The organism is Mesobacillus campisalis (assembly GCF_000986785.1).
Taxonomy (GTDB): Bacteria; Bacillota; Bacilli; order Bacillales; family Cytobacillaceae; genus Mesobacillus_B; species Mesobacillus_B campisalis.
The window spans coordinates 59,332-81,876 of the sequence record NZ_LAYY01000002.1 but is presented as its reverse complement, the minus strand read 5'-3'; the positions used below and the strand labels follow the sequence as shown (position 1 = coordinate 81,876).

Here is a 22,545-nt window from a genome sequence, read left to right as displayed (position 1 = left end):
AAATGGAACAGGAAAAACAAGAGTTTTCAATTGACTGGGCCGGCCGGAGACTAAGTGTTGAAATCGGCCAGCTGGCAAAGCAGGCGAACGGCGCGGTCCTCGTGCGGTATGGTGATACAGCCGTACTCAGCACAGCAACGGCATCAAAAGAACCAAAGAATCTGGATTTTTTTCCGCTGACTGTCAACTATGAAGAGCGTCTATATGCCGTTGGAAAAATCCCTGGAGGGTTTATCAAAAGGGAAGGGCGCCCAAGTGAAAAGGCGATTCTCGCCAGCCGCCTGATTGACCGCCCGATCCGTCCGCTGTTTGCAGATGGATTCCGAAATGATGTCCAGGTCATTTCAATTGTGATGAGTGTGGATCAGGACTGTCCTTCCGAAATGGCCGCCATGCTGGGATCTTCCCTTGCGCTGTCGGTTTCAGACATTCCGTTTGGAGGCCCGATTGCAGGAGTGATCGTCGGCCGGGTCGATGGCAAATTCATTATCAATCCCACTGTCGAAGAAACAGAAAAGAGCGATATGCATCTGACGGTTGCCGGAACAAAGGATGCCATCAACATGGTGGAAGCCGGTGCGGAAGAAGTGCCAGAGGAAGTCATGCTTGAAGCGATCATGTTTGGACATGACGAGATCAAGCGTTTGATCGCATTCCAGGAAGAAATCGCTGCCAAAGTCGGCAAAGAAAAAATGGAAATCCAATTATACGAACTGGATAAAGAGCTCGAAGCGGAAATTCGTGAACTGTGTGAGCAGGACATGATATCCGCCATCCAGGTAAAGGAAAAGCATGCACGCGAAGATGCCATCAAGGAAGTTAAAAACCGTGTCATTGCCAAGTACGAAGAAGAAGAGAGTGAAGAGTCCGACCTGAAACAGGTCAAGCAGATTCTTGATAAAATTGTTAAAGGTGAAGTGCGCCGTTTGATTACGGAAGAAAAGGTCCGTCCAGATGGCCGCGGTGCCGATGAAATCCGCCCGCTGTCCTCTGAAGTCGGCCTTCTGCCGCGCACGCACGGTTCCGGATTGTTTACAAGGGGACAAACCCAGGCACTAAGCATCTGTACGCTTGGCGCCATGGGAGATGTTCAGATCCTTGACGGCCTTGGACTGGAAGAGGAAAAGCGTTTCATGCACCATTATAACTTCCCGCTGTTCAGCGTCGGGGAAACAGGACCGATCCGCGGACCAGGCCGCCGTGAAATTGGACACGGTGCATTGGGTGAACGTGCTCTTGAAGTCGTTATTCCTTCCGAAAAGGAATTTCCTTATACCATCCGCCTTGTTTCTGAAGTGCTTGAATCCAATGGTTCCACTTCCCAGGCGAGTATCTGTGCCAGCACCCTGGCGATGATGGATGCAGGTGTGCCTCTTAAGGCACCGGTTGCCGGAATTGCAATGGGTCTGGTGAAGTCCGGTGATCATTATACAATCCTGACCGATATCCAGGGAATGGAAGACCATCTTGGCGATATGGACTTTAAAGTGGCAGGTACAGCGAAAGGTGTTACAGCCCTGCAAATGGACATCAAGATTGAAGGCCTTTCCCGCGAGATTCTGGAAGAAGCTCTTCAGCAGGCGAAAAAAGGGCGCATGCAGATTCTTGAATCCATGCTTGCAACCATTGCCGAGCCGCGTGAGCAGCTTTCCAAATATGCGCCAAAGATTCTTACCATGACGATTAACCCGGATAAAATCCGTGATGTTATTGGGCCAAGCGGTAAGCAAATCAATAAGATCATTGAAGAAACAGGCGTCAAGATCGATATTGAACAGGATGGAACGGTCTTTATCGCTTCTGTTGATGCCGAGATGAATCAAAAGGCCAAAAAGATCATCGAAGATATTGTTCGTGAGGTTGAAGTGGGCCAGACCTATCTTGGAAAGGTAAAACGAATTGAAAAATTCGGCGCCTTCGTTGAAATCTTCAATGGCAAAGACGGACTTGTCCATATTTCCGAACTGGCCGAAGAGCGCGTAGGCAAAGTAGAAGACGTGGTCAAGATTGGCGACGAGCTTTTGGTTAAAGTAACCGAAATCGACCGCCAGGGACGCGTCAATCTAAGCCGCAAGGCGATTTTAAAAGAGCAGCGTGAAAAAGAAGAGCAAAATAAATAGAGGCAAGTTTGTGCAGGCCGGGTCATACCCGGCTTGTTTATTTTTATGAAGAGAGATACATAAGTTTAAAAAAACAGCATTGTTCTACCTTGTCCTCCTTGTACATATTTTGTTACTAAGGGAGGGCATGAACATATGAAAAAATTCATTTTACTCACCGCGTTCCTCATCGGCGCGTGGTTTTTGGCAAGCAATTCTTTTACCTATAAATACCTGTTGCATTTAAAAACCAATTCTGCAGCGGTATCTGTGCATGAGAATCCGCTTTATAGGGAAATAGAAACAAAAGCGCCCCAATACGAAGTAAAGCCGGTAGATGCAAAAATCGATCCGGTATGGAAAGCTATTCCTGGCTATAATGGCTTGAAGGTCGATGTAGGGAAATCATACAGCAAGATGAAAAAGGATGGTGAATTTTCAAGGGAGCTGCTTGTCTTTGAAGAGGTCAGCCCAAAGGTCCACCTCTCCGATTTGCCCCCGGCTGCTATTTACAAGGGCCATCCTGAAAAGCCGATGGTCAGCTTCATTATCAATGTGGCCTGGGGAAATGAGTATCTTTCCGATATGCTAGCCACATTAAAAAGACATCATGTAAAGGCAGATTTTTTCCTTGAGGGAAGATGGGTCAAGAACAATCCGGACTTTGCCAAAATGATTGCCGATGCCGGACACGATGTTGGCAACCATTCTTTCACCCACCCGGATATGAAAAGCCTTTCCCCTGCTAAAATTAATGAGGAAATTGCGAAGACAAATGACGTGATTGAAGCAACAACTGGAAAGATGCCCAAATGGTTTGCTCCGCCGAGCGGCTCCTATAAAGAGGAGGTTGTCAAAATTGCAGCTGCCCATAGACTTGGTACGGTAATGTGGAGCGTAGATACGATTGACTGGCAAAAACCATCACCAGAGGTATTAATATCGCGGGTTAACGGAAAACTCCATAATGGAGCGCTGATTCTCATGCACCCTACCGACTCTACAGCCAAGGCTCTGGACCGTCTGATTACCGAAATTAAAGCTAGGAATCTTGAAATTGGCACGGTGACGGAAATGCTGAGTGAAAAACGGATTATGAAAAATTGATAAAAATATGAAATAAAACCGTAAATTTGGAAAAAGTAACAAAAATGAAATATACTAAGATATTGCAGGTATAGTTATTTTGCAGCTCTTTTCCAGAGGAGGAATTTATTTGATCAAGAAATATACATGCCAAAATGGAGTACGAATCGTACTTGAACAAATTCCCACTGTCCGGTCGGTTGCCATTGGTGTATGGATAGGCACGGGATCACGGAATGAAACACCAGAGAATAATGGGATATCCCACTTCCTGGAGCATATGTTCTTCAAAGGAACAAAAACCAGGTCGGCAAAAGAAATCGCAGAGTCTTTCGACAGCATTGGCGGACAGGTTAATGCCTTTACATCAAAAGAATATACCTGCTATTACGCAAAGGTTCTCGATAACCACTCCCAGTTTGCGCTGGAAGTGCTTGCAGATATGTTTTTCAACTCGACATTTGAAACAGGTGAATTGAATAAGGAAAAGAATGTCGTTTATGAAGAAATCAAGATGTATGAAGACACACCTGATGATATCGTCCATGATTTGCTAAGCAAGGCCATATACAATGACCATTCCCTCGGTTATCCGATCCTCGGCACGGAGGAAACATTGAATACGTTTACCAGCGATACGTTGAACGAATATATGCATAACACGTATACTCCGGGAAATGTGGTCATTTCAGTAGCGGGCAATGTGCCGGAAGCGTTTATTTCCAATGTTGAAAAGCTGTTTGGCTCCTATGAAGCAGGAGAAGAAGGAATCGAGTACCAGTCTCCATCTTTCCATGCCAATCAGGTCTCCCGCAAAAAGGAGACAGAACAAGCGCACCTTTGCATCGGCTTTGAAGGCCTGAAAATTGGACATGAAGATATCTATAGCCTGATTGTCCTAAACAATGTCCTTGGAGGCAGCATGAGCAGCCGTTTGTTCCAGGATGTCAGGGAGCAGCGGGGTCTCGCTTATTCCGTTTTTTCCTATCACTCCGCCTACAAGGACAGCGGTGTAGTCACCATTTATGGCGGCACCGGAGCCAAGCAGCTTGATGTGCTGTTTGAAACGGTCCAGGAGACCCTTGCCAAGCTGCGCCAGGAAGGCATCACCGAGAAGGAACTGAACAACAGCAAGGAGCAGCTGAAGGGCAGCCTGATGCTCAGCCTGGAAAGCACGAACAGCCGCATGAGCCGGAATGGCAAAAATGAGCTGATGCTGGGCCGCCATCGTTCACTTGATGAAATTGTCCAGCAGATTGACGAGGTTTCAAAGCTAAGCGTTGACGGACTGGCCAATAAAATCTTTACCGATCGTTATTCCATTGCGCTCATTAGTCCCGATGGCAATCTGCCAAAGGGAATATAAGAAAAGCGGAAGCGCCTTCGGAACAATCTAAAAGCGGATTGTTCCTGTGATGCTTATTCTAGGATGCTTTTCCTTAGTGCTCAGCCTCGACCAGCATAAGACGCTCCAGAATAGAAGGCGTTCTTTGCCTTCAATTCTGGAGTGGCTTATGACCTCGAGGGGCTAGGTGCTGGAGCTGGACATCTATCCAATTGTTGAGATTCATGCTTAGTTTTAAAGAAAACCTGTCACTTTCTCTGTGACAGGTTTTTTTCTTTGAAAATACTCTAATCCTGCCTTCTCAAACATATAGTGTAATGGGACACCGAAAGGAGGGGCAGGAATGCGGCTTAGCGAATTGGGCGGAAAGGAAATTGTCGATGTCAAAAAAGCGGAGCGTCTTGGCGTGCTGGGGCAGACAGACCTGGAAATCAATGAACGCACCGGGCAGGTTGAAGCTCTGGTCATTCCTTCACTGAAATGGTTTGGCCTTAAAAGGCAGGGCGGGGAAATGCGGGTGCCATGGCGGCATATTAAAAAAATTGGGGCCGACATGGTAATTATCGACATACCGGAAGAAGAATAGGCTGGCGCCTGCGCCGGCCTTTTTTTATTTTCCTTATAGCCCTTTCTTCCCAAAGACCATTTTTATCAGGAAAACTCACACTGCGGGCGTTTGAAACATATGATGTGGAAGTAGTTCAATATCCTGTTGTATTAATAAAAAGAAGGTGATTATTCTCATGCTGACAGGAATGCAGATCGCTGTGATTGGCGGTGATGCCAGGCAGCTGGAGATTATCCGGAAACTGACCGAGCTCGATGCCAAACTGTCACTGGTAGGCTTTGAGCAATTGGATCACGCTTTTACAGGAGCATCAAAAGAAAAAATTTCTGAAATAGATTTCTCAGTGCAGGATGCACTTATATTGCCAGTACCCGGCACCAATCTTGAAGGCCAGGTTGAAACGGTCTTTTCGAGCGAGAAAGTTGTACTGACAAAAGAAATGCTGGATTCTCTGCCTTCCCATGCAGTCATTTACTCGGGAATAAGCAATTCATATCTGGACGGTATTACCAAGGATGCGAACAAGAAGCTTGTTCAATTGTTTGCGCGGGATGATGTGGCCATCTACAATTCAATTCCAACAGTCGAAGGAACGATCATGATGGTGATCCAGCATACCGATTTTACCATTCATGGTTCCAATGTTGCCGTCCTGGGACTAGGCAGGGTGGGAGTGAGTGTGGCCCGGACATTCCATGCACTGGGAGCAAAGGTGAAGGTCGGAGCAAGAAAAAGCGAGCATCTAGCGCGGATTACAGAAATGGGCCTTGCTCCTTTCCACCTTAATGATCTGGCCGCCGAGGTGAGGGACATCGATATTTGCATCAATACGATTCCATCCCAGATTGTGACTGCATCGGTCATTTCAAAAATGCCAGCCCATACCCTTATCATTGACCTGGCGTCCAAGCCGGGCGGCACCGATTTCCGCTATGCCGAGAAAAGGGGCATCAAGGCACTGCTGGCTCCCGGCCTGCCGGGAATAGTTGCACCTAAGACAGCCGGGCAAATTCTTGCAAATGTCCTCGTCCAGCTGCTTGACGAAGATATCAATAACAGGAAGGGAGACTAAAACATGAGCTTAAAAGGAAAAAGAATCGGCTTTGGGCTGACGGGTTCCCATTGTACCTACGATGCAGTGTTTCCGGAGATCGAAAAGCTGGTAAAAGAAGGAGCGGATGTCGTTCCGGTCGTTTCCTATACAGTACAATCGACTGATACTAGGTTTGGCAACGGCGAAGACTGGGTTAAGCGAATAGAAGAGTTGACAGGCAATCAAGTCATTAATTCTATCGTAAAAGCTGAGCCGCTCGGACCGAACCAGCCGCTCGACTGCATGGTCATTTCCCCCATGACAGGGGTCTCGATGAGCAAATTTGCCAACGCGATGAATGACTCGCCGGTTCTGATGGCCGCCAAAGCCACGCTTAGAAACCAAAAGCCTGTCGTCCTGGGCATTTCCACAAACGATGCACTCGGATTGAATGGTGTCAACCTCATGAGGCTGATGGCTACAAAGCATGTTTATTTTATTCCATTCGGCCAGGATGATCCTGAAAATAAGCCCAATTCGATGGTGGCAAGAATGGGGATGACGAGGGATACGATTTTAGCTGCATTGAACGGCCGCCAGCTTCAGCCAGTCATTGTAGAAAGATTCCTCGACGAAGAATAATTCTTTTGCACGTTAATAGAATAAAATCCTCTTTCCTTCACCAGTGAATATGATAAAATAAATGAAACTATCAATGCGGCAGAATAATTCTAGTTGAATGGATCTGCCGCTAAAGCTTATATTGGCCCGGCAGCAGCCGGTTTAAATTATATTTGGAAGGGGAACTTAGTAATGCCGCAAGAAAGAGGATTCCACGTAGCAGTAGTTGGCGCAACAGGAGCTGTTGGCCAGCAAATGATTAAAACATTGGAAAGCCGCGATTTTCCAATCTCAAAAATATCTTTGCTGTCCTCCGCACGTTCAGCAGGGAAAAAGGCTGTTTTTAATGGACAGGAAGTTACGATAGAAGAAGCGAAGCCTGAAAGCTTTGAAGGTGTAGACATTGCCCTTTTCAGTGCAGGCGGCAGCATTTCCAAAGTGCTTGCACCTGAAGCGGTTAAACGCGGCGCTATTGTGGTGGATAATACAAGCGCGTTCCGCATGGATCAGGATATACCGCTAGTCGTTCCGGAAGTCAATGCTGATGACCTGAAGAACCATAATGGCATCATTGCCAACCCGAACTGTTCGACAATCCAGATGGTTGTGGCACTCGAGCCGCTCCGCCAAAAATTCGGTTTGAAAAAAGTCATCGTTTCCACTTATCAGGCCGTTTCCGGTGCAGGAGCAGCAGCTGTTTCCGAAATGGAAGAACAAACGCGCGCCATCCTTGAAGGCAAGGAAGCGGAGGCGAAGATCCTTCCGGTTGGCTCCCTCGATAAACACTATCAGATTGCCTTCAATGCCATTCCGCAAATTGATAAGTTTGAAGAGAACGGATTTACATTTGAAGAAATGAAAATGATCAATGAAACAAAGAAAATCATGCATCATCCGGAGCTGGAAGTAGCAGCAACCTGTGTCCGCCTGCCGGTTGGCACAGGCCATTCCGAGTCCGTTTATTTTGAGCTCGATACCGATGGGGTCAGCGCGGCTGACATCAAGACCTTGCTGGCAGAAGCTCCGGGAGTTGTGCTCCAGGATGACCCGTCCCAGCAAATCTACCCAATGCCTGCATATTGTGTAGGGAAAAATGATGTATTTGTCGGCAGGATCCGCAAAGATCTTGACAATGAAAAAGGATTCCATATGTGGGTTGTTTCCGATAACCTGCTAAAAGGAGCCGCCTGGAACTCTGTCCAGATTGCTGAAACACTGATCGAGCTCGGTCTGGTAAAATAATAAACAGTGCAGTTCATACTCTCGGTTTCAGAAACAGAGAGCAATTCCAGAGGTGTTATAATGAAAATAGTCGTCCAGAAGTTTGGCGGAACATCGGTTCGCGATGAAAAGAGCCGGTTCCATGCGATTAAGCATATAAAACAAGCCATTGAAGACGGAAATAAAGCAGTGGTCGTCGTTTCTGCAATGGGAAGGAAAGGGGAGCCCTATGCAACGGATACCCTTCTCTCCCTTGTTGGCGGAACTACAGGAAGTTTAAAGCCCAGGGAAGTAGACCTGCTGCTTTCCTGCGGGGAAATCATCTCCAGCGTCGTATTTACGGATGCCCTCCATCGGGAAGGGATCAGGGCAACGGCATTGACCGGAGCCCAGGCTGGGTTTTTGACCAACGGGGACCATACAGGTGCCAAGATCCTTGAAATGAAATGTGAACGGCTCTTGAAGGAGCTGGAGTCCGTGGACGTTGCCGTTGTTGCCGGATTCCAGGGAGCAGCACCAAACGGGGACGTGACCACTATTGGCCGGGGCGGAAGTGATACTTCTGCAGCGGCCCTGGGTGCAGCGCTTAATGCCGAATTCATTGATATCTTTACGGATGTGGAAGGAATCATGACCGCAGACCCGAGGATAGCCGAAAATGCACGTCCACTCTCGGTCGTAACGTATACAGAAGTTTGCAATATGGCTTACCAGGGTGCCAAAGTCATTCATCCGCGGGCAGTGGAAATTGCGATGCAGGCCAAGGTGCCAATCCGCATCCGATCCACTTATTCCGACAGCCTGGGAACCCTTGTCACTGCCGGCATGAAGCAAAATAAAGGCAGCGACATCAAGGAGCGTCCGGTAACGGGAATCGCCCATATGGCCAGTGTCACCCAGGTCAAAGTCTTCGCCAGGAAGGATCAGTACAACCTTCAAAGCGAAGTATTCAAAGCGATGGCCAATGAAAATATCTCAGTGGATTTTATCAATATTTCACCGAATGGCGTCGTTTATACGGTTAGCGAAGAGATGACGGAACGGGCCCTTGACGTATTGAGAACGCTTGGACACGAGCCGCAGATTGAGCGCAATTGCGCGAAGGTTTCGGTTGTCGGAGCCGGAATGGCGGGCGTGCCAGGGGTTACCTCGAAAATTGTGACCGCTCTTTCCGAAAAAGGCATTCGCATTTTGCAGTCCGCTGACAGCCATACGACCATCTGGGTCCTTGTTAAGGAAGAAGATCTTGTACTGGCGGTCAACGCACTGCACGATGCCTTCCAGCTGGAAGAGGCCCAGCCATACGAACACAACCAATAAAGGAGTGGGGAACATGGTCCGTTTTGGACGCATCTCGACCGCTATGGTCACGCCATTTGACAGCAAGGGACATGTCGATTTTTCAAAGACGACACAGCTTGTCAACCATTTGATTGAAAACGGAACAGAATCGATTGTTGTTGCAGGGACTACCGGCGAGTCTCCTACCTTGTCAAAAGAAGAAAAAATCGCCTTGTTCAGCCATGTAGTCAAAGTGGCTGACAAACGTGTGCCTGTCATCGCAGGCACAGGCAGCAATAACACTTATGCAACAATCGAGCTCACGAAAAAGGCTGTCCAGCTGGGCGTCGACGGCATCATGATCGTAGCCCCGTATTATAATAAACCCAGCCAGGAAGGTCTTTACCAGCATTTCAAGGCAGTTGCTGAAAGCACGGACCTGCCAGTGATGGTGTATAATATTCCAGGGCGTTCGGTGGTCAACATCCAGCCGGAAACCATCATCCGCCTCGCTGAAATCCCGAATATCGTTTGTGTGAAGGAAGCGAGCGGCGACCTGAACGCAATGACGAAAATCATCGCCAATACCCCAGATGACTTTCTTCTGTACAGCGGGGATGACGGCATGACGCTGCCAGTCCTTGCAATTGGGGGAGTCGGTGTCGTCTCGGTTGCCGCGCATGTAATCGGAAATGAAATGCAGGAAATGGTTCAGGCATTTTTGGAGGGCCGCCATCAGGAAGCCGCACAGCTCCACCAAAAGCTGCTGCCGCTAATGCTGGGACTTTTCGCCGCACCAAGCCCTTCCCCCGTAAAAACAGCACTCCAGCTGCAGGGAATGGATGTCGGCGGAGTGAGGCTCCCGCTTGTTCCTCTTAATGAACAAGAACGGTCTGTGCTAATGAAATTATTGGGAAAATAAAAAACGTGAGGAAGCAACCAGTCAGTGTGGGCTGGTTGTTTTTTTATGAGGCCCGCTCTATTGGTAGTTACCATTTTGGGCGCTGAGAATGAAAAAAGGGCACTGAGAGGTTGTGTTAGATCCCATTTTCGTCGGAGTGAACGAAAATGGGGCACTGAGAGTCGCGTCAAATCCCAATTTTACCGCAGTGAACGAAAAAGGGCACTGAGGCAGTGTATCAGATCCCATTTTTACCTCAGTGATTGAAAAATGGGTACTGAGAGGTCGCATCAGATCCCATTTTCACCGCAGCGAACGTAAAAGGGTCACTGAGAGGTCTCGTCAATTCCCATTTCCACCAGGATAACCGAAAAACTGGCACTGATACCACGTGTCTGATCCCATTTTCACCGCACCGATTGAAAAAGGGTACTGACACGGCATCGGCAATCAACTTGGTGTACTCTCCAACAAGTATATTTGCAGGCAGGTTTGCACTACGCGGTGCGATTTAAGTTGTAAAGCATTTCTTCCTTCAAGTATAATAACTATAACTGGTCATGGACGGCCCAATTCAACTTAGGAGGAAGCTTAAAATTGAATACTAGAAAAAATGAGAGCATCAGAGTGATCGCTCTGGGCGGTGTAGGAGAAACCGGCAAAAATATGTATCTTACAGAAGTGGACGGAGATATCTTCATTGTTGATGCCGGTTTGATGCTGCCAGAAGATGAGATGCTCGGAATTGATATTGTCATTCCTGACATATCTTATTTGGCAGAGAATAAGGACAGAGTAAAAGCAATATTTTTGACTCATGGACATGAAGACCATATTGGGGCACTTTCATATGTGCTTAAGCAAATTCAAGTCCCGGTTTATGGAACCAAGCTCACCCTGGCTTTGGCCAGGGAGAAGATGAAAGAGCAGGAACACAGCGGCAAAGTTGATTTCAGGGAAATCCATTCAGGTTCACGCCTGAAATTCGATGCCGTTGCCGTTACCTTTTTTAAAACCAACCACAGCATTCCAGATTCGGTTGGGGTATGCATCCACACCTCGGAGGGAGCGATCGTGCATACAGGCGACTTTAAATTCGACCAGGCAGCAGCAAAGCATTACCAGCCTGAAGTCGGAAAAATGGCCAATATTGGAGACAAAGGCGTTCTCTGCCTCCTTTCTGACAGCACGGAAGCAGAGAAGCCAGGATATACGATTTCCGAAGCGGTCGTTGCCCGCGAGTATTATGACCTTTTCTACAAGGCGAAAGGCCGGCTGATTGCCTCTTGTTTTGCTACTGACCTGAGCCGTCTGCAGCATATCTTTAACAGTGCACGTGACAGCAGGAGAAAAGTAGCCATGGTGGGCAAAAGCCTTAAGCGGACCGTCGAAATCTCAAGAACCCTTGGGTACCTTGAGGTGGATGAAGAACTTATATGCTCGGTTACGGAGCTTAAACATCTACCTGATGATGAGATTGTTGTTTTAATTGCCGGCAATCAGGGAGAGCCAATTGAAGCTCTCCAAAAAATGGCCAGGCAGACTCATCCACAAGTCAATATCCAAAAAGGGGATACCGTCCTGATCCCTGTTTCACCGCTCAGCTCGAGCGAGGTCTTTCTGAACAAGACGATTGATATGCTGTTCCGTGCAGGCGCGGATGTATACTCGGGCAAAAGGATTGTCGATGTATCAAGCCATGGAAGCCGCGAAGAGCTTAAGTTCATGATCAACCTGATGAAGCCAAAATACTTCATTCCGGTGCACGGGGAGTATAAAATGCTAAAGGCGCACAGCCGTATTGCCAAGGAGTGCGGCATTCCCGACAGCCACATCATCATACCTGACCGCGGGAGTGTCATTGAAATTACCCCGGAAAAAATCCGTTCAACGGAACGTGTTACTGCCGGAAACGTCCTGATTGACGGCATTGGTGTCGGCGATGTTGGGAACATCGTCCTCAGGGACAGGAAGCTTCTTTCCCAGGATGGCGTCCTGATTGTGGTTGTGACGCTCAACAAGGCGGAACGCAAGATTGCGGCCGGCCCTGAAATCATCTCCCGCGGCTTTGTCTACGTACGGGAATCGGAAAAACTGATGAGGGATTCCGAAATCCTCGTCAAGGAGATTGTCGAAAAGGTGATATCCAGGGATTCCTTTGACTGGGCTGGCCTCAAGCAGGACATGAGGGATGGCCTGAGCCGCCATTTGTATGATAAAACAAAGCGCAGGCCAATGATTATGCCGATCCTTATGGAAGTGAAGGCATAAGCCTCCTGTTTATAGCGGCAAGGGACTCCGGATTTACTTTTAGTAGTTCGGTTTTGAAATTGAAAATTTAAATAGCTGTGTAAGCAAAAAATGCTTGGATCATTTCCAAGCATTTTTTTGTGCAAAATCAAGCTTCTGTGAGAATACAACGTGGATTTTACTGGGGGGAAATAGGCGTAAGAATTCCGCTTAAAATGGGAAATGGATACATTTCCCGGAATATAAGAGGAGTTTTTCCGTTTATGCTCATAAAATACCAGGATTTAGCCATTAATGGAACAGTTAATCGGAATTTATTCGCTTATTATTGCTTTTTCAGCCCCTGCTATATACCTTAACCGGAATTTCTCCGTCTAATGAATTCCTATTCCTGGCCTACACGAGTAATCTACAATGAATAAAAAAATTCAACTTAATATTTTCAAATGAACACCCCCGCATCCCACAATCGATTCACTTCCGGCGCTTTTCTTTTGCACTCATGATTCCTCCCAAAAAAGTCCATACTAAAGTCATCATGTCTACAGGGGGTAAAAATGGATGCATATGAACGAAAGTAATCCGGACAAACATGAAGGGCAAAAGGATGAAAAACCTTCATCCCTGCTTGAAAAAATACAGCAGCTTGGCCAGACGAATGTGCCACAGCTTTCGCAGGACAGCAAAATTCACTGCCTGACCATTGTGGGACAAATCGAGGGGCATGTCCAGCTCCCTCCGCACAATAAAACAACCAAATATGAACATTTGATTCCCCAGCTGGTCGCCATTGAGCAAAATCCGAATATCGAAGGTTTGATGGTGATTTTGAATACCGTAGGAGGCGATGTGGAAGCAGGATTGGCCATCTCAGAAATGATTGCTTCCTTATCCAAGCCATCTGTTTCCATTGTCCTTGGAGGAGGCCATTCAATTGGTGTTCCGATTGCTGTCTCCTGCAACTATTCCTATATTGCGGAAACAGCCACGATGACCATCCATCCTATCAGGCTTACCGGCCTTGTCATCGGGGTGCCGCAAACCTTTGAATATCTCGACAAGATGCAGGAAAGAGTGATTAAGTTTGTGACAAAGAATTCGAATATTTCCGAGGAAACCTTTAAAGAGCTCATGTTCGCAAAAGGAAACCTGACCAGGGATATTGGAACAAATGTCGTCGGGGCTGATGCGGTGGAGACAGGACTGATCAATGAAGTAGGCGGGATTGGCCAGGCCATGGCCAAACTGAATGAGCTGATTGGTCTTAGAAAGCAGTCCCAGGAAGGGATCGTCCAATGATTCTATATACGATGATGCCTGAAGAAATGATTTTCCCGGCTGAAAACAATGAGAACGCTTCTCCGCTCATGATGAATTATAATGGTGTCCCCGTTCTTGCCGAGATGGCGGATGGGGGAAGTTACCGCATTGTTCGCATCCTTAGCACCGACCCGTCCCATTTCCTCAATCCTGATTGTGCACCAGGAACAAAAATTTCGTTTGTATAGAACGAACGTTTGGGCAACCTGGCGGGCCATTATGGTATAATAAGGACAAATTCCATGAACAGCAGCCGAGCCAGGCTGCTTCTTTTCTTCCTGGGGATACTGTATTGTTCATGATGAATGAAGACTAGATTGTTAGGTGATAGAATGGCAAAAAAGAAAAGACGGCAAAAGAGCCGTAAAAACGACAATATCAAGACTACGTTGAAATATGAACTAAGCGGCCTGATCCTGCTTGCACTGGCCATCATCGCCATGGCGGAAATGGGTGCAGTCGGAAAGGCGGCCGTTTTATTTTTCCGTTTCTTCATGGGCGAGTGGTACATGCTCAGCCTGATTGGACTTGTCGTCTTCAGCGTTTATGTAATGTGGAAACGACAGCTGCCCTTTTTGCTGCAAATCAAACTTTTTGGTACATACTTGATAATTGGGGCAATTCTTTTGCTCAGCCATGTAACTCTTTTTGAACTGCTTTCAAATGGGGGTAAATTTGAGAATGCCAGTGTGATTGCGAATACATGGGAACTGTTCAGGATGGAAGCCAAGGGGGAAACAAGCACAGTAGACCTTGGCGGCGGGATGATTGGCGCGGTCCTGTTTGCGATGTTTTATTTCCTGTTTGATGCGGCAGGCTCCCAGCTGATTGCTTTTGTGGCCATCCTGATTGGAATCATCCTTATCACCGGCCGGACTTTCGGGGATGCAGCCGGAAAGATGATCACCGGGACAGGATCTTTCATTGCAAGACAGTGGAAAGCATTCATTGAGGACATGAAGATGTGGCAGGAAAACCAGAGCCGGAAAAAAGCTGAGCGGACGGAAGCGAAGAAAATCGAACAGCAGGAGAAAGCCGCAGTTCCAACTGCTCCTGCTTCCCCGGCTCAGCGAGAGACTGACCAGGAAAAATATGAACCATCTGAGCCAATCATTTCCAGCTTTGCGGAAAGGGCCTATCCTGAACAAGAGGATAAGGAAGCGGCGTCGGCCGCTGTTCCGCATGATAAGAGCCAGGCAGAGAACAGAGAGAAGAGCAAGACCAAAAAACAGGATGGCAAAAGCGTGGATGATGTGGAAGAGGAGGAAAATGTCCCTCCGATTGCCTTCACGGAAGTGGAAAATGCCGCGTATGAGCTGCCGCCTGTAAACCTGCTCAAGCTCTCCAATAAAACAGACCAGAGCGGGGAATATGAATTAATCCATGCGAATGCGGCAAAGCTCGAGCGCACGTTCCAAAGTTTTGGCGTTAAGGCACGGGTCACACAGGTTCATCTTGGTCCAGCCGTAACAAAATATGAGGTCCATCCCGATGTAGGTGTTAAGGTAAGCCGGATTGTAAGTCTTCAGGACGATTTGGCCCTTGCGCTGGCTGCGAAGGATATCCGGATTGAGGCGCCGATTCCCGGAAAATCGGCGATCGGGATTGAAGTCCCAAATTCGGAAGTGGCAATGGTATCCCTTAGGGAAGTGCTTGAAGCCAGACATCAGAATAAACCTGGCGCCAAGCTGCAAATCGGCCTTGGCCGGGATATTACCGGTGAAGCAGTGCTTGCCGAACTGAACAGGATGCCCCACCTGCTTGTAGCCGGAGCTACGGGCAGCGGGAAGAGTGTGTGCATCAACGGAATTATTACAAGCATCCTCATGAAGGCAAAGCCTCATGAAGTGAAACTGATGATGATTGACCCTAAAATGGTCGAGCTGAATGTGTATAACGGAATTCCCCATCTGCTCGCACCGGTGGTTACAGAGCCCAAGAAAGCTTCCCAGGCACTGAAAAAGGTTGTCAGCGAGATGGAACGCCGGTATGAACTATTCTCGCATACGGGAACAAGGAATATCGAAGGATACAATGAGTACGTAAAAAGGCATAATGCCGAGGAAGAAGCCAATCAGCCTCTGCTGCCATACATCGTCGTCATCGTTGATGAGCTTGCCGACCTGATGATGGTCGCCTCATCCGATGTCGAAGATTCGATAACAAGATTGGCCCAAATGGCCCGTGCTGCGGGCATTCACTTGATCATAGCCACACAGCGTCCTTCCGTTGATGTAATTACCGGTGTCATTAAAGCCAATATTCCATCGCGGATCGCGTTTGCGGTTTCATCGGCAACCGATTCAAGAACGATTCTCGATATGGGCGGGGCCGAAAAGCTTCTTGGCCGCGGCGACATGCTGTTCCTTCCTGTCGGTGCATCAAAGCCTGTCCGGGTGCAGGGTGCATTTTTATCCGATGAAGAAGTGGAGGAGATAGTCGAGTTCGTCATTGGGCAGCAAAAGGCGCAATACCAGGATGAGATGATTCCTGAGGATATCCCTGAGACAACAGGAGAAGTGGATGACGATTTGTATGACGATGCAGTAGAACTCATCATTGAAATGCAGACCGCGTCTGTGTCTATGCTCCAGCGCAGGTTCAGGATTGGATACTCCCGCGCAGCGCGCCTGATCGACGAGATGGAGCAAAGGGGCATTGTCGGTCCATACGAGGGAAGCAAACCACGCACCGTGCTCGTCTCCAAAAATGAAGAAGCCAGTTCATGACAAGAAAAGCGCAAACGCCTTAACGAGCAAGGCGACTGCGCTTTTCTTTTTTAATAGGTCAAAAGTCATGTGATGAGTCATTTAGGACATATCATTAAAAGCGCTTACATCCTATTATTATATCAAAAATAACTAAAAAGGAGAGAAAGAAATGGCTCTATAAAGGTTCTTGCTTCCTTTTTTCGACAAAATGTTGAAAGTCTATTTATTTATAAATAAAAAAATGATATATTAATTTCGATTAGTAGGAATGTAATACATCAGAAGTCTGATGTCTGGAAGAAAAGGTTGGAGGAATTGCCAATGTCAATCAAATCAGATAATCGTCACCTTTACTTGCAAGTGATTGATCGGCTCAAGCAGGATATCCAGGATGGAGTTTATAAAGAAAGAGAAAAACTGCCTTCTGAATTCGATCTTGCCAAGCAGCTGGGTGTAAGCAGGGCAACCTTGAGGGAGGCATTGCGGATACTCGAAGAAGAGAACGTAATAATTCGCCGGCATGGGGTTGGAACTTTTGTGAATTCAAAGCCGCTGTTTACATCGGGCATTGAGCAGCTGAACAGTGTGACGAACATGATTGAACAGGCTGGAATGAAACCTGGAACCGTCTTTCTTGATTCAACAGTTACTGGGCCGACAGAGGAAGATGTCCGCCGTTTCAGGTGTTCACAGGATGAGGAAATGATTGTGATTGAGCGTGTGCGTACAGCCAATGGGGAGCCAGTCGTCTATTGTGTAGACAAAATTCCATTCAAGATTTTGCCAGACCTGATATCCTATGAAAAGGAATCAATCTTTAGAATGCTCGAAGAAGGGTCATCGCGCAAAATTGCGTACGCGGTTGCACAAATCGAACCAATTGGCTATCATGACAAGATTTCGCCGATCCTCGAATGTGAGCCGGAAACTGCACTGCTTGTCCTGAAGCAGATGCATTTTGATGAAATGGATGTGCCAATCCTATATTCTGTCAATTATTTCAAAGCCGATAAGTTCAGCTTTCATGTCCTGAGGAAAAGAATATAATTTTTTTTCAGGCGTGAAAGCGCTACCCTGTTGATTTCTTCCATTTCTACTAAATCGAACAAAATCCTAGGGGGTACAAACCTTGAAAAAACGTAAATCTGGTTTAGTCTTGTCATTGCTTTTGGCAGCAAGCACCATGCTGGCTGCATGCGGCAGTACTGGTGAACAAGTTACTGGTGACGGTGAAGGAAAAAAAGCGGACCTTAGAGTGGGTATGGTTACTGATGCCGGTACAATCGATGACAAATCCTTTAACCAAGGTACATGGGAAGGGATTAAAAAGGCAGAAGACGAGCTTGGCGTAACTACTAAATACCTTAAACCTGCTGGGACAACAGAAGCTGAATATCTTAAGGAAATTGGAAACTTATATGATGCAGATTATAAGTTCATTGTTGCACCAGGCTTTAAATTTGAAACAGCTATCTTTCAAGCCCAGGATCGATATGAAGATGCCAAATTTGTCATTCTTGACGGAAACCCGCATTCCGGAGACTTTAAGCCAGTTGTAAAAGATAACACAGTTGCCGTGTTCTTTGCAGAGCATGAATCTGGTTTCCTTGCTGGTGTAGCTGCTGCCCTTGAAATGAAGGAAGGCGAAGCAGGCTTCATCGGCGGTATGGAAATCCCTGCTGTACAAAAGTTCAACTGGGGCTTCCAGCAAGGCCTTAAGTATGCCAATGAAAACCTCGATACAAACGTTTCAATCAAGGCTGAAAACGTAATCTACCAAGGATCTTTCGACAATACGGCTGCCGGCGGACAAATCGCTGCGCAAATGTATGACCGCGGCGTTAAAGTCATCTTTACGGCAGCTGGCGGTGTAGGTGTGGGAGCAATCAACGAAGCAAAAACCCGTGCTAAGGGCGGGGAAGAAGTGTGGATCGTCGGTGTTGACGTTGACCAGTATCAGGATGGAATCTATGAAGGCGATAAATCTGTTATCCTGACTTCTGCCATGAAGAAGCTCGACCAAGTTGCATTTGACATGATTCAGCAAGAGCTTGATGGAAAATTCCCGGGCGGCGAAACATTGACTTTCGATGCGAAAAACGATGGAATCGGTTTGCCTGAAGAAAATCCTAACCTTAGCGACGATACTGTCAGCAAGGTGAAGGAAGTATACGAAAAAATTAAATCGGATGAAATCAAAGTATCCGGCGAACAAGGCGACCTGTTGAAGTAACCAGTGCACATAAGAGACGGTTTTCTTTCCGTCTCTTTTTCTATCAATCAATGGAATAGAAGCACAGGAAAAGCCAGTTTTCTTACTGCAATCTCCTCGTCATTCGATCGTGATAAGGGACTCCCTATGCATGAAGGGAATATTGAGTCTATATAAAAGGTGAGTGCTGCTATGAGTTATGTTGTTGAAATGTTGAATATCCGAAAAGAATTTCCGGGTATCGTAGCGAATGATAATATTTCCCTGTCGTTGAGAAAGGGGGAAATCCACGCACTTTTGGGAGAGAACGGAGCAGGAAAATCCACCTTGATGGGCGTTTTGTTTGGAATGTATCAGCCTGAAAAAGGTGTGATCAAGGTTGATGGAAAAGAAGTCCGCATCACAAATCCAAACGTTGCCAACCGGCTTGGGATTGGCATGGTTCACCAGCATTTTAAGCTTGTAGACAATTTTACGGTCACAGAAAATATTATTTTGGGCAGTGAGCCTGTAAAGGGCATGGTGCTGGATATTGATTCAGCGGCGAAAAAGATTGCAGAATTATCGAAGCACTACGGCTTGAACGTGGATCCACACGCAAAGATTGAGGATATCTCCGTCGGTATGCAGCAAAGGGTTGAAATTATGAAAATGCTTTACCGCGAAGCAGAGGTCCTGATTTTCGATGAACCGACTGCTGTGTTGACACCAGTTGAAATCAAGGAACTAATGAAAATTATGAAAAACCTGATTAAAGAAGGAAAATCGATCATTATTATCACTCATAAGCTAAAGGAAATCAAAGCTGTTGCAGACCGCTGTACAGTTATACGCCGAGGCAAGTCCATCGGGACCGTGAATGTAGCCGAGGCCAGTGAAGCAAGCCTAGCTGAAATGATGGTTGGCCGCCACGTTTCTTTTAAAGTGGATAAGAAAGAAAGTACACCAAGTGATGTTGTACTTAAAATAGATGGAGTTTCTGTTAAAAATAACCGTAAAGTATTGGGCGTAAAAGATGTCTCGCTTGAAGTGAAAAAAGGGGAAATCCTGGGCATCGCCGGAGTAGACGGGAACGGCCAATCGGAGCTTGTCGAAGCAATCACAGGACTGCGGAAGGTAGAGGCCGGAAGGATTTTTCTGAATGGTGAAGAGATTACCAATCTTCCAATCAAGAGCCGCATCCAAAAGGGATTGGGACATATCCCGGAAGACCGCCAGAAGCGCGGGCTTGTTCTTGATTATACGATGGAGTCGAATATGGTATTGGAAGTTTATAATAAACAGCCATTCTCCAAATATGGGCTGCTGAATATGCCGGCAATCCGAAAGTACGCAAAAAACATCCTGCAAAACTTTGATGTCCGTTCGGGAGAAGGAGCCGCTTCCATTGCCAGGACCCTGTCAGGAGGAAACCAGCAGAAGGCGATTATCGGCAGGGAACTTGAGCTGGATCCTGATTTGTTGATCGCTGTCCAGCCAACCCGGGGATTGGATGTAGGGTCGATTGAATACATTCATAGAAGATTAATAGAGCACCGTGATAAAGGCAAAGCCGTCCTTCTTGTATCATTGGAACTGGATGAGGTGCTGCAACTATCAGACCGGATTGCCATCGTGAACAATGGGGAGCTTGTTGGTGAAGTGAAGGCCTCCGAAACTAACGAAAATGAAGTAGGACTTATGATGGCAGGCGTAGGCAAGGAGAGAAACGTATGAGGAATACCATCGTATCAATAATCGCCATTATATTGGGACTTATAGCGGGCGGAATTCTGATGCTTGTTATCGGGAGCAATCCCATTGAGGGCTATTCTTACCTTTTTCAAGGGTCCCTTAAGAATATCGAGCGAATCGGGAATACATTGGCAACAGCCACTCCATTGGTTTTTACCGGGCTTTCCGTAGCCTTTGCATTCCGTACGGGACTGTTTAATATCGGAGCTTCAGGCCAAATGCTAATCGGCGGCCTTCTTGCCACGGCAATTGGTTTGACTTATGATCTTTCAAGGCCGGTGCTGCTTCTTGTAATGGTTCTGGCCGGCCTCATTGGCGGTGCCCTATGGGCCTTTATTCCCGGATTGCTTAAAGCCAGGTTCAATGTTCACGAGGTAGTATCCACCATCATGATGAACTGGATTGCCTACTGGACGGTTTATTATGTGGTTCCAGGCTACTTCAAGGGGGATTTCCTTGAGACTGAATCCAGGAAGCTTCCGGACTCGGCCACTCTAAGGACTCCATTCCTGTCAGACATGTTTGATGGTTCCTATATCAATCTTGGTTTGTTCCTGGCTGTCATCGCGACCATCATTATTGCCTTTATCATCAATAAGACGACGCTCGGATATGAATTAAAAGCAGTTGGATTCAACAGGTTTGCAGCTGAGTATGCAGGGATGAGGGTCAATCGGAACATAATCCTTTCCATGCTTATTTCCGGAGGTCTTGCCGGTATCGGCGGGGTTGCTTTGTATACTGGAAATGCGTCCAGCATCCAGATCGGAATCCTGCCAACCCAAGGGTACGATGGAATTGCAGTTGCCCTGCTTGGTGCGAACACGCCGATTGGAGTTTTCTTTGCCGCCATCCTTTTCGGAATCCTTTACTCCGGGACAGGCTTCATGAATGCGATGACGGAGATTCCACCGGAACTGGCCAATACCATCATTGCGATCATCATATATTTCGCTGCTACAAGCATCCTGATCGAGCGCTTTCTTCGCAAGTTCTGGAAGCCAGCTTCTAAAGAGCAGGATGTAGTTGTCCCTAATGTCAAGAAGGGGGAATCCAAAGATGTGGACAATCATTGAGCAGATATTTCCTTATGCGATCATATTTACCATTCCTCTTCTGATTACAGCGTTAGGCGGCCTGTTTAGTGAGCGAAGCGGTATTGTCAATATTGGACTCGAAGGGCTGATGGTTATTGGCGCTTTCTCGGGCGCCCTGACAATTTATTATCTTCAGGGAGTATGGTCCAATCACACCATGGTATTGTGGGCAGGGTTGATTATGGCTGCATTGGCAGGACTTTTGTTCTCGGTGCTGCATGCTTTTGCCAGCATCAACTTAAGCGCCAACCAGATTATCAGCGGAACGGCGATCAACCTGATTGCCACAGCCTTGACGGTCTTCCTTGCGCGAAATATTACAGGGAGCGGAAACATTCGGATCACAAGCGGATTTTCTCCGTCTGATATTCCGGTTTTATCCTCGATTCCCATTATCGGTGACCTATTCTTTACAAAGACGTATCCAACCACCTGGTTTATTTTATTGGTCCTGATTATCAGCGCCTTTGTATTGTATAAAACCAAATTTGGATTGCGCTTAAGGTCCTGCGGGGAATATCCCCAAGCTGCAGAAGCTGCGGGGGTAAATGTTAGAAGAATCCGCTACAGCGGCGTATTGATTTCGGGTGCTTTTTCCGGTTTGGGCGGAGCACTGATCATTGTGACCTATGCTGGTGAATTTACTGGTACCGTTTCGGGACTAGGGTTCCTGGCGCTTGCATCCTTGATTTTTGGACAATGGAGACCTTTGGGGATTCTTGCAGCAACCTTCTTTTTTGGATTTGCCAGCACCATCGCCAACGTCTCCCAGGTTATCCCTGAACTGGCTGTCTTCCCGCCGATTCTATTGAAAACCTTCCCGTACATTGTCACACTTATTGCTTTGGTTGTGTTCTCCAAATCATCACAGGCACCTAAAGCGGCCGGTGAAACATTTGATTCAGGAAAAAGATAATGTAAAGCAAATAGCCTGGGCTTTGACCCAGGCTATTTGCTTTTACCCCAAGCCCAGTGATTAAAAACCCTTTTAAAAAAAGTTATCCTGGATGGTGAAATGCTCAAAATTCCACGAAAAATTAGATATTTTGATAAAATGATCCTTTAC

18 protein-coding genes are annotated in these 22,545 nt (G+C 47.0%); all 18 read left to right on the top strand.

Annotated features, from left to right (window positions below):
• Nucleotides 1–2: 2 nt before the first annotated feature.
• Entirely contained in the window at nucleotides 3–2,120 is a 2,118-nt protein-coding gene (pnp, locus tag WQ57_RS02380; protein ID WP_046522129.1) for a polyribonucleotide nucleotidyltransferase, read from the top strand.
• 135 nt (nucleotides 2,121–2,255) lie between these two features.
• A complete protein-coding gene (locus WQ57_RS02375; protein WP_046522128.1) occupies nucleotides 2,256–3,206 on the top strand; it encodes a polysaccharide deacetylase family protein in 951 nt (316 codons plus the stop codon).
• 109 nt (nucleotides 3,207–3,315) lie between these two features.
• Nucleotides 3,316–4,551 carry a M16 family metallopeptidase gene (locus tag WQ57_RS02370; RefSeq protein ID WP_046522127.1) on the top strand — a complete coding sequence of 412 codons (1,236 nt, stop codon included), beginning with the start codon at nucleotides 3,316–3,318 and terminating at the stop codon, nucleotides 4,549–4,551.
• A 322-nt stretch (nucleotides 4,552–4,873) separates the two neighbouring features.
• Nucleotides 4,874–5,116: a YlmC/YmxH family sporulation protein gene (locus tag WQ57_RS02365; RefSeq protein WP_046522126.1), complete on the top strand. Its 243-nt coding sequence runs from the start codon at nucleotides 4,874–4,876 to the stop codon at nucleotides 5,114–5,116.
• Nucleotides 5,117–5,273: 157 nt separating this feature from the next.
• Entirely contained in the window at nucleotides 5,274–6,170 is an 897-nt protein-coding gene (dpaA, locus tag WQ57_RS02360) for a dipicolinic acid synthetase subunit A (RefSeq protein WP_046522125.1), read from the top strand.
• A 3-nt stretch (nucleotides 6,171–6,173) separates the two neighbouring features.
• Nucleotides 6,174–6,773, top strand: coding sequence for a dipicolinate synthase subunit B (locus WQ57_RS02355; RefSeq protein ID WP_046522124.1), 600 nt, complete (start codon nucleotides 6,174–6,176; stop codon nucleotides 6,771–6,773).
• A 171-nt stretch (nucleotides 6,774–6,944) separates the two neighbouring features.
• Nucleotides 6,945–7,994, top strand: a complete 1,050-nt coding sequence (asd, locus tag WQ57_RS02350; protein ID WP_046522123.1) for an aspartate-semialdehyde dehydrogenase — start codon at nucleotides 6,945–6,947, stop codon at nucleotides 7,992–7,994.
• 60 nt (nucleotides 7,995–8,054) lie between these two features.
• Nucleotides 8,055–9,293 carry an aspartate kinase gene (dapG, locus tag WQ57_RS02345; RefSeq protein ID WP_046522122.1) on the top strand — a complete coding sequence of 413 codons (1,239 nt, stop codon included), beginning with the start codon at nucleotides 8,055–8,057 and terminating at the stop codon, nucleotides 9,291–9,293.
• Between the two features lie 13 nt (nucleotides 9,294–9,306).
• Nucleotides 9,307–10,176, top strand: coding sequence for a 4-hydroxy-tetrahydrodipicolinate synthase (gene dapA, locus WQ57_RS02340; protein WP_046522121.1), 870 nt, complete (start codon nucleotides 9,307–9,309; stop codon nucleotides 10,174–10,176).
• A gap of 576 nt (nucleotides 10,177–10,752) precedes the next feature.
• Nucleotides 10,753–12,426 (top strand): ribonuclease J, encoded by a 1,674-nt coding sequence (locus WQ57_RS02335; protein WP_046522120.1) that lies wholly within the window; start codon nucleotides 10,753–10,755, stop codon nucleotides 12,424–12,426.
• Between the two features lie 546 nt (nucleotides 12,427–12,972).
• Nucleotides 12,973–13,704 (top strand): ClpP family protease, encoded by a 732-nt coding sequence (locus WQ57_RS02330; RefSeq protein ID WP_277620269.1) that lies wholly within the window; start codon nucleotides 12,973–12,975, stop codon nucleotides 13,702–13,704.
• Entirely contained in the window at nucleotides 13,701–13,913 is a 213-nt protein-coding gene (locus WQ57_RS02325; protein WP_046522118.1) for a YlzJ-like family protein, read from the top strand. Before WQ57_RS02330 ends, WQ57_RS02325 begins: the two co-directional genes overlap by 4 nt.
• A gap of 144 nt (nucleotides 13,914–14,057) precedes the next feature.
• Nucleotides 14,058–16,454, top strand: a complete 2,397-nt coding sequence (locus WQ57_RS02320) for a DNA translocase FtsK (RefSeq protein ID WP_046522117.1) — start codon at nucleotides 14,058–14,060, stop codon at nucleotides 16,452–16,454.
• 303 nt (nucleotides 16,455–16,757) lie between these two features.
• Complete coding sequence (locus WQ57_RS02315) at nucleotides 16,758–17,483, top strand: GntR family transcriptional regulator (protein ID WP_046522116.1); 726 nt, start codon at nucleotides 16,758–16,760, stop codon at nucleotides 17,481–17,483.
• 82 nt (nucleotides 17,484–17,565) lie between these two features.
• The gene (locus WQ57_RS02310; protein ID WP_046522115.1) at nucleotides 17,566–18,669 is read left to right on the top strand and encodes a BMP family lipoprotein; all 1,104 of its coding nucleotides are present in this window, start codon (nucleotides 17,566–17,568) and stop codon (nucleotides 18,667–18,669) included.
• 171 nt (nucleotides 18,670–18,840) lie between these two features.
• Nucleotides 18,841–20,364: an ABC transporter ATP-binding protein gene (locus tag WQ57_RS02305; protein ID WP_046522114.1), complete on the top strand. Its 1,524-nt coding sequence runs from the start codon at nucleotides 18,841–18,843 to the stop codon at nucleotides 20,362–20,364.
• Nucleotides 20,361–21,458: an ABC transporter permease gene (locus WQ57_RS02300; protein ID WP_046522113.1), complete on the top strand. Its 1,098-nt coding sequence runs from the start codon at nucleotides 20,361–20,363 to the stop codon at nucleotides 21,456–21,458. Before WQ57_RS02305 ends, WQ57_RS02300 begins: the two co-directional genes overlap by 4 nt.
• Nucleotides 21,442–22,395 (top strand): ABC transporter permease, encoded by a 954-nt coding sequence (locus WQ57_RS02295; RefSeq protein ID WP_046522112.1) that lies wholly within the window; start codon nucleotides 21,442–21,444, stop codon nucleotides 22,393–22,395. Before WQ57_RS02300 ends, WQ57_RS02295 begins: the two co-directional genes overlap by 17 nt.
• Nucleotides 22,396–22,545 lie beyond the last annotated feature (150 nt).

What these genes read in the sequence shown, in the direction of transcription:
- pnp (WP_046522129.1), top strand. Translation starts at nt 3, where the DNA reads ATGGAACAGGAAAAACAAGAGTTTTCAATTGACTGGGCCGGCCGGAGA.
- WQ57_RS02375 (WP_046522128.1), top strand. Translation starts at nt 2,256, where the DNA reads ATGAAAAAATTCATTTTACTCACCGCGTTCCTCATCGGCGCGTGGTTT.
- WQ57_RS02365 (WP_046522126.1), top strand. Translation starts at nt 4,874, where the DNA reads ATGCGGCTTAGCGAATTGGGCGGAAAGGAAATTGTCGATGTCAAAAAA.
- dpaA (WP_046522125.1), top strand. Translation starts at nt 5,274, where the DNA reads ATGCTGACAGGAATGCAGATCGCTGTGATTGGCGGTGATGCCAGGCAG.
- WQ57_RS02355 (WP_046522124.1), top strand. Translation starts at nt 6,174, where the DNA reads ATGAGCTTAAAAGGAAAAAGAATCGGCTTTGGGCTGACGGGTTCCCAT.
- asd (WP_046522123.1), top strand. Translation starts at nt 6,945, where the DNA reads ATGCCGCAAGAAAGAGGATTCCACGTAGCAGTAGTTGGCGCAACAGGA.
- dapG (WP_046522122.1), top strand. Translation starts at nt 8,055, where the DNA reads ATGAAAATAGTCGTCCAGAAGTTTGGCGGAACATCGGTTCGCGATGAA.
- dapA (WP_046522121.1), top strand. Translation starts at nt 9,307, where the DNA reads ATGGTCCGTTTTGGACGCATCTCGACCGCTATGGTCACGCCATTTGAC.
- WQ57_RS02330 (WP_277620269.1), top strand. Translation starts at nt 12,973, where the DNA reads ATGAACGAAAGTAATCCGGACAAACATGAAGGGCAAAAGGATGAAAAA.
- WQ57_RS02325 (WP_046522118.1), top strand. Translation starts at nt 13,701, where the DNA reads ATGATTCTATATACGATGATGCCTGAAGAAATGATTTTCCCGGCTGAA.
- WQ57_RS02320 (WP_046522117.1), top strand. Translation starts at nt 14,058, where the DNA reads ATGGCAAAAAAGAAAAGACGGCAAAAGAGCCGTAAAAACGACAATATC.
- WQ57_RS02315 (WP_046522116.1), top strand. Translation starts at nt 16,758, where the DNA reads ATGTCAATCAAATCAGATAATCGTCACCTTTACTTGCAAGTGATTGAT.
- WQ57_RS02305 (WP_046522114.1), top strand. Translation starts at nt 18,841, where the DNA reads ATGAGTTATGTTGTTGAAATGTTGAATATCCGAAAAGAATTTCCGGGT.
- WQ57_RS02300 (WP_046522113.1), top strand. Translation starts at nt 20,361, where the DNA reads ATGAGGAATACCATCGTATCAATAATCGCCATTATATTGGGACTTATA.
- WQ57_RS02295 (WP_046522112.1), top strand. Translation starts at nt 21,442, where the DNA reads ATGTGGACAATCATTGAGCAGATATTTCCTTATGCGATCATATTTACC.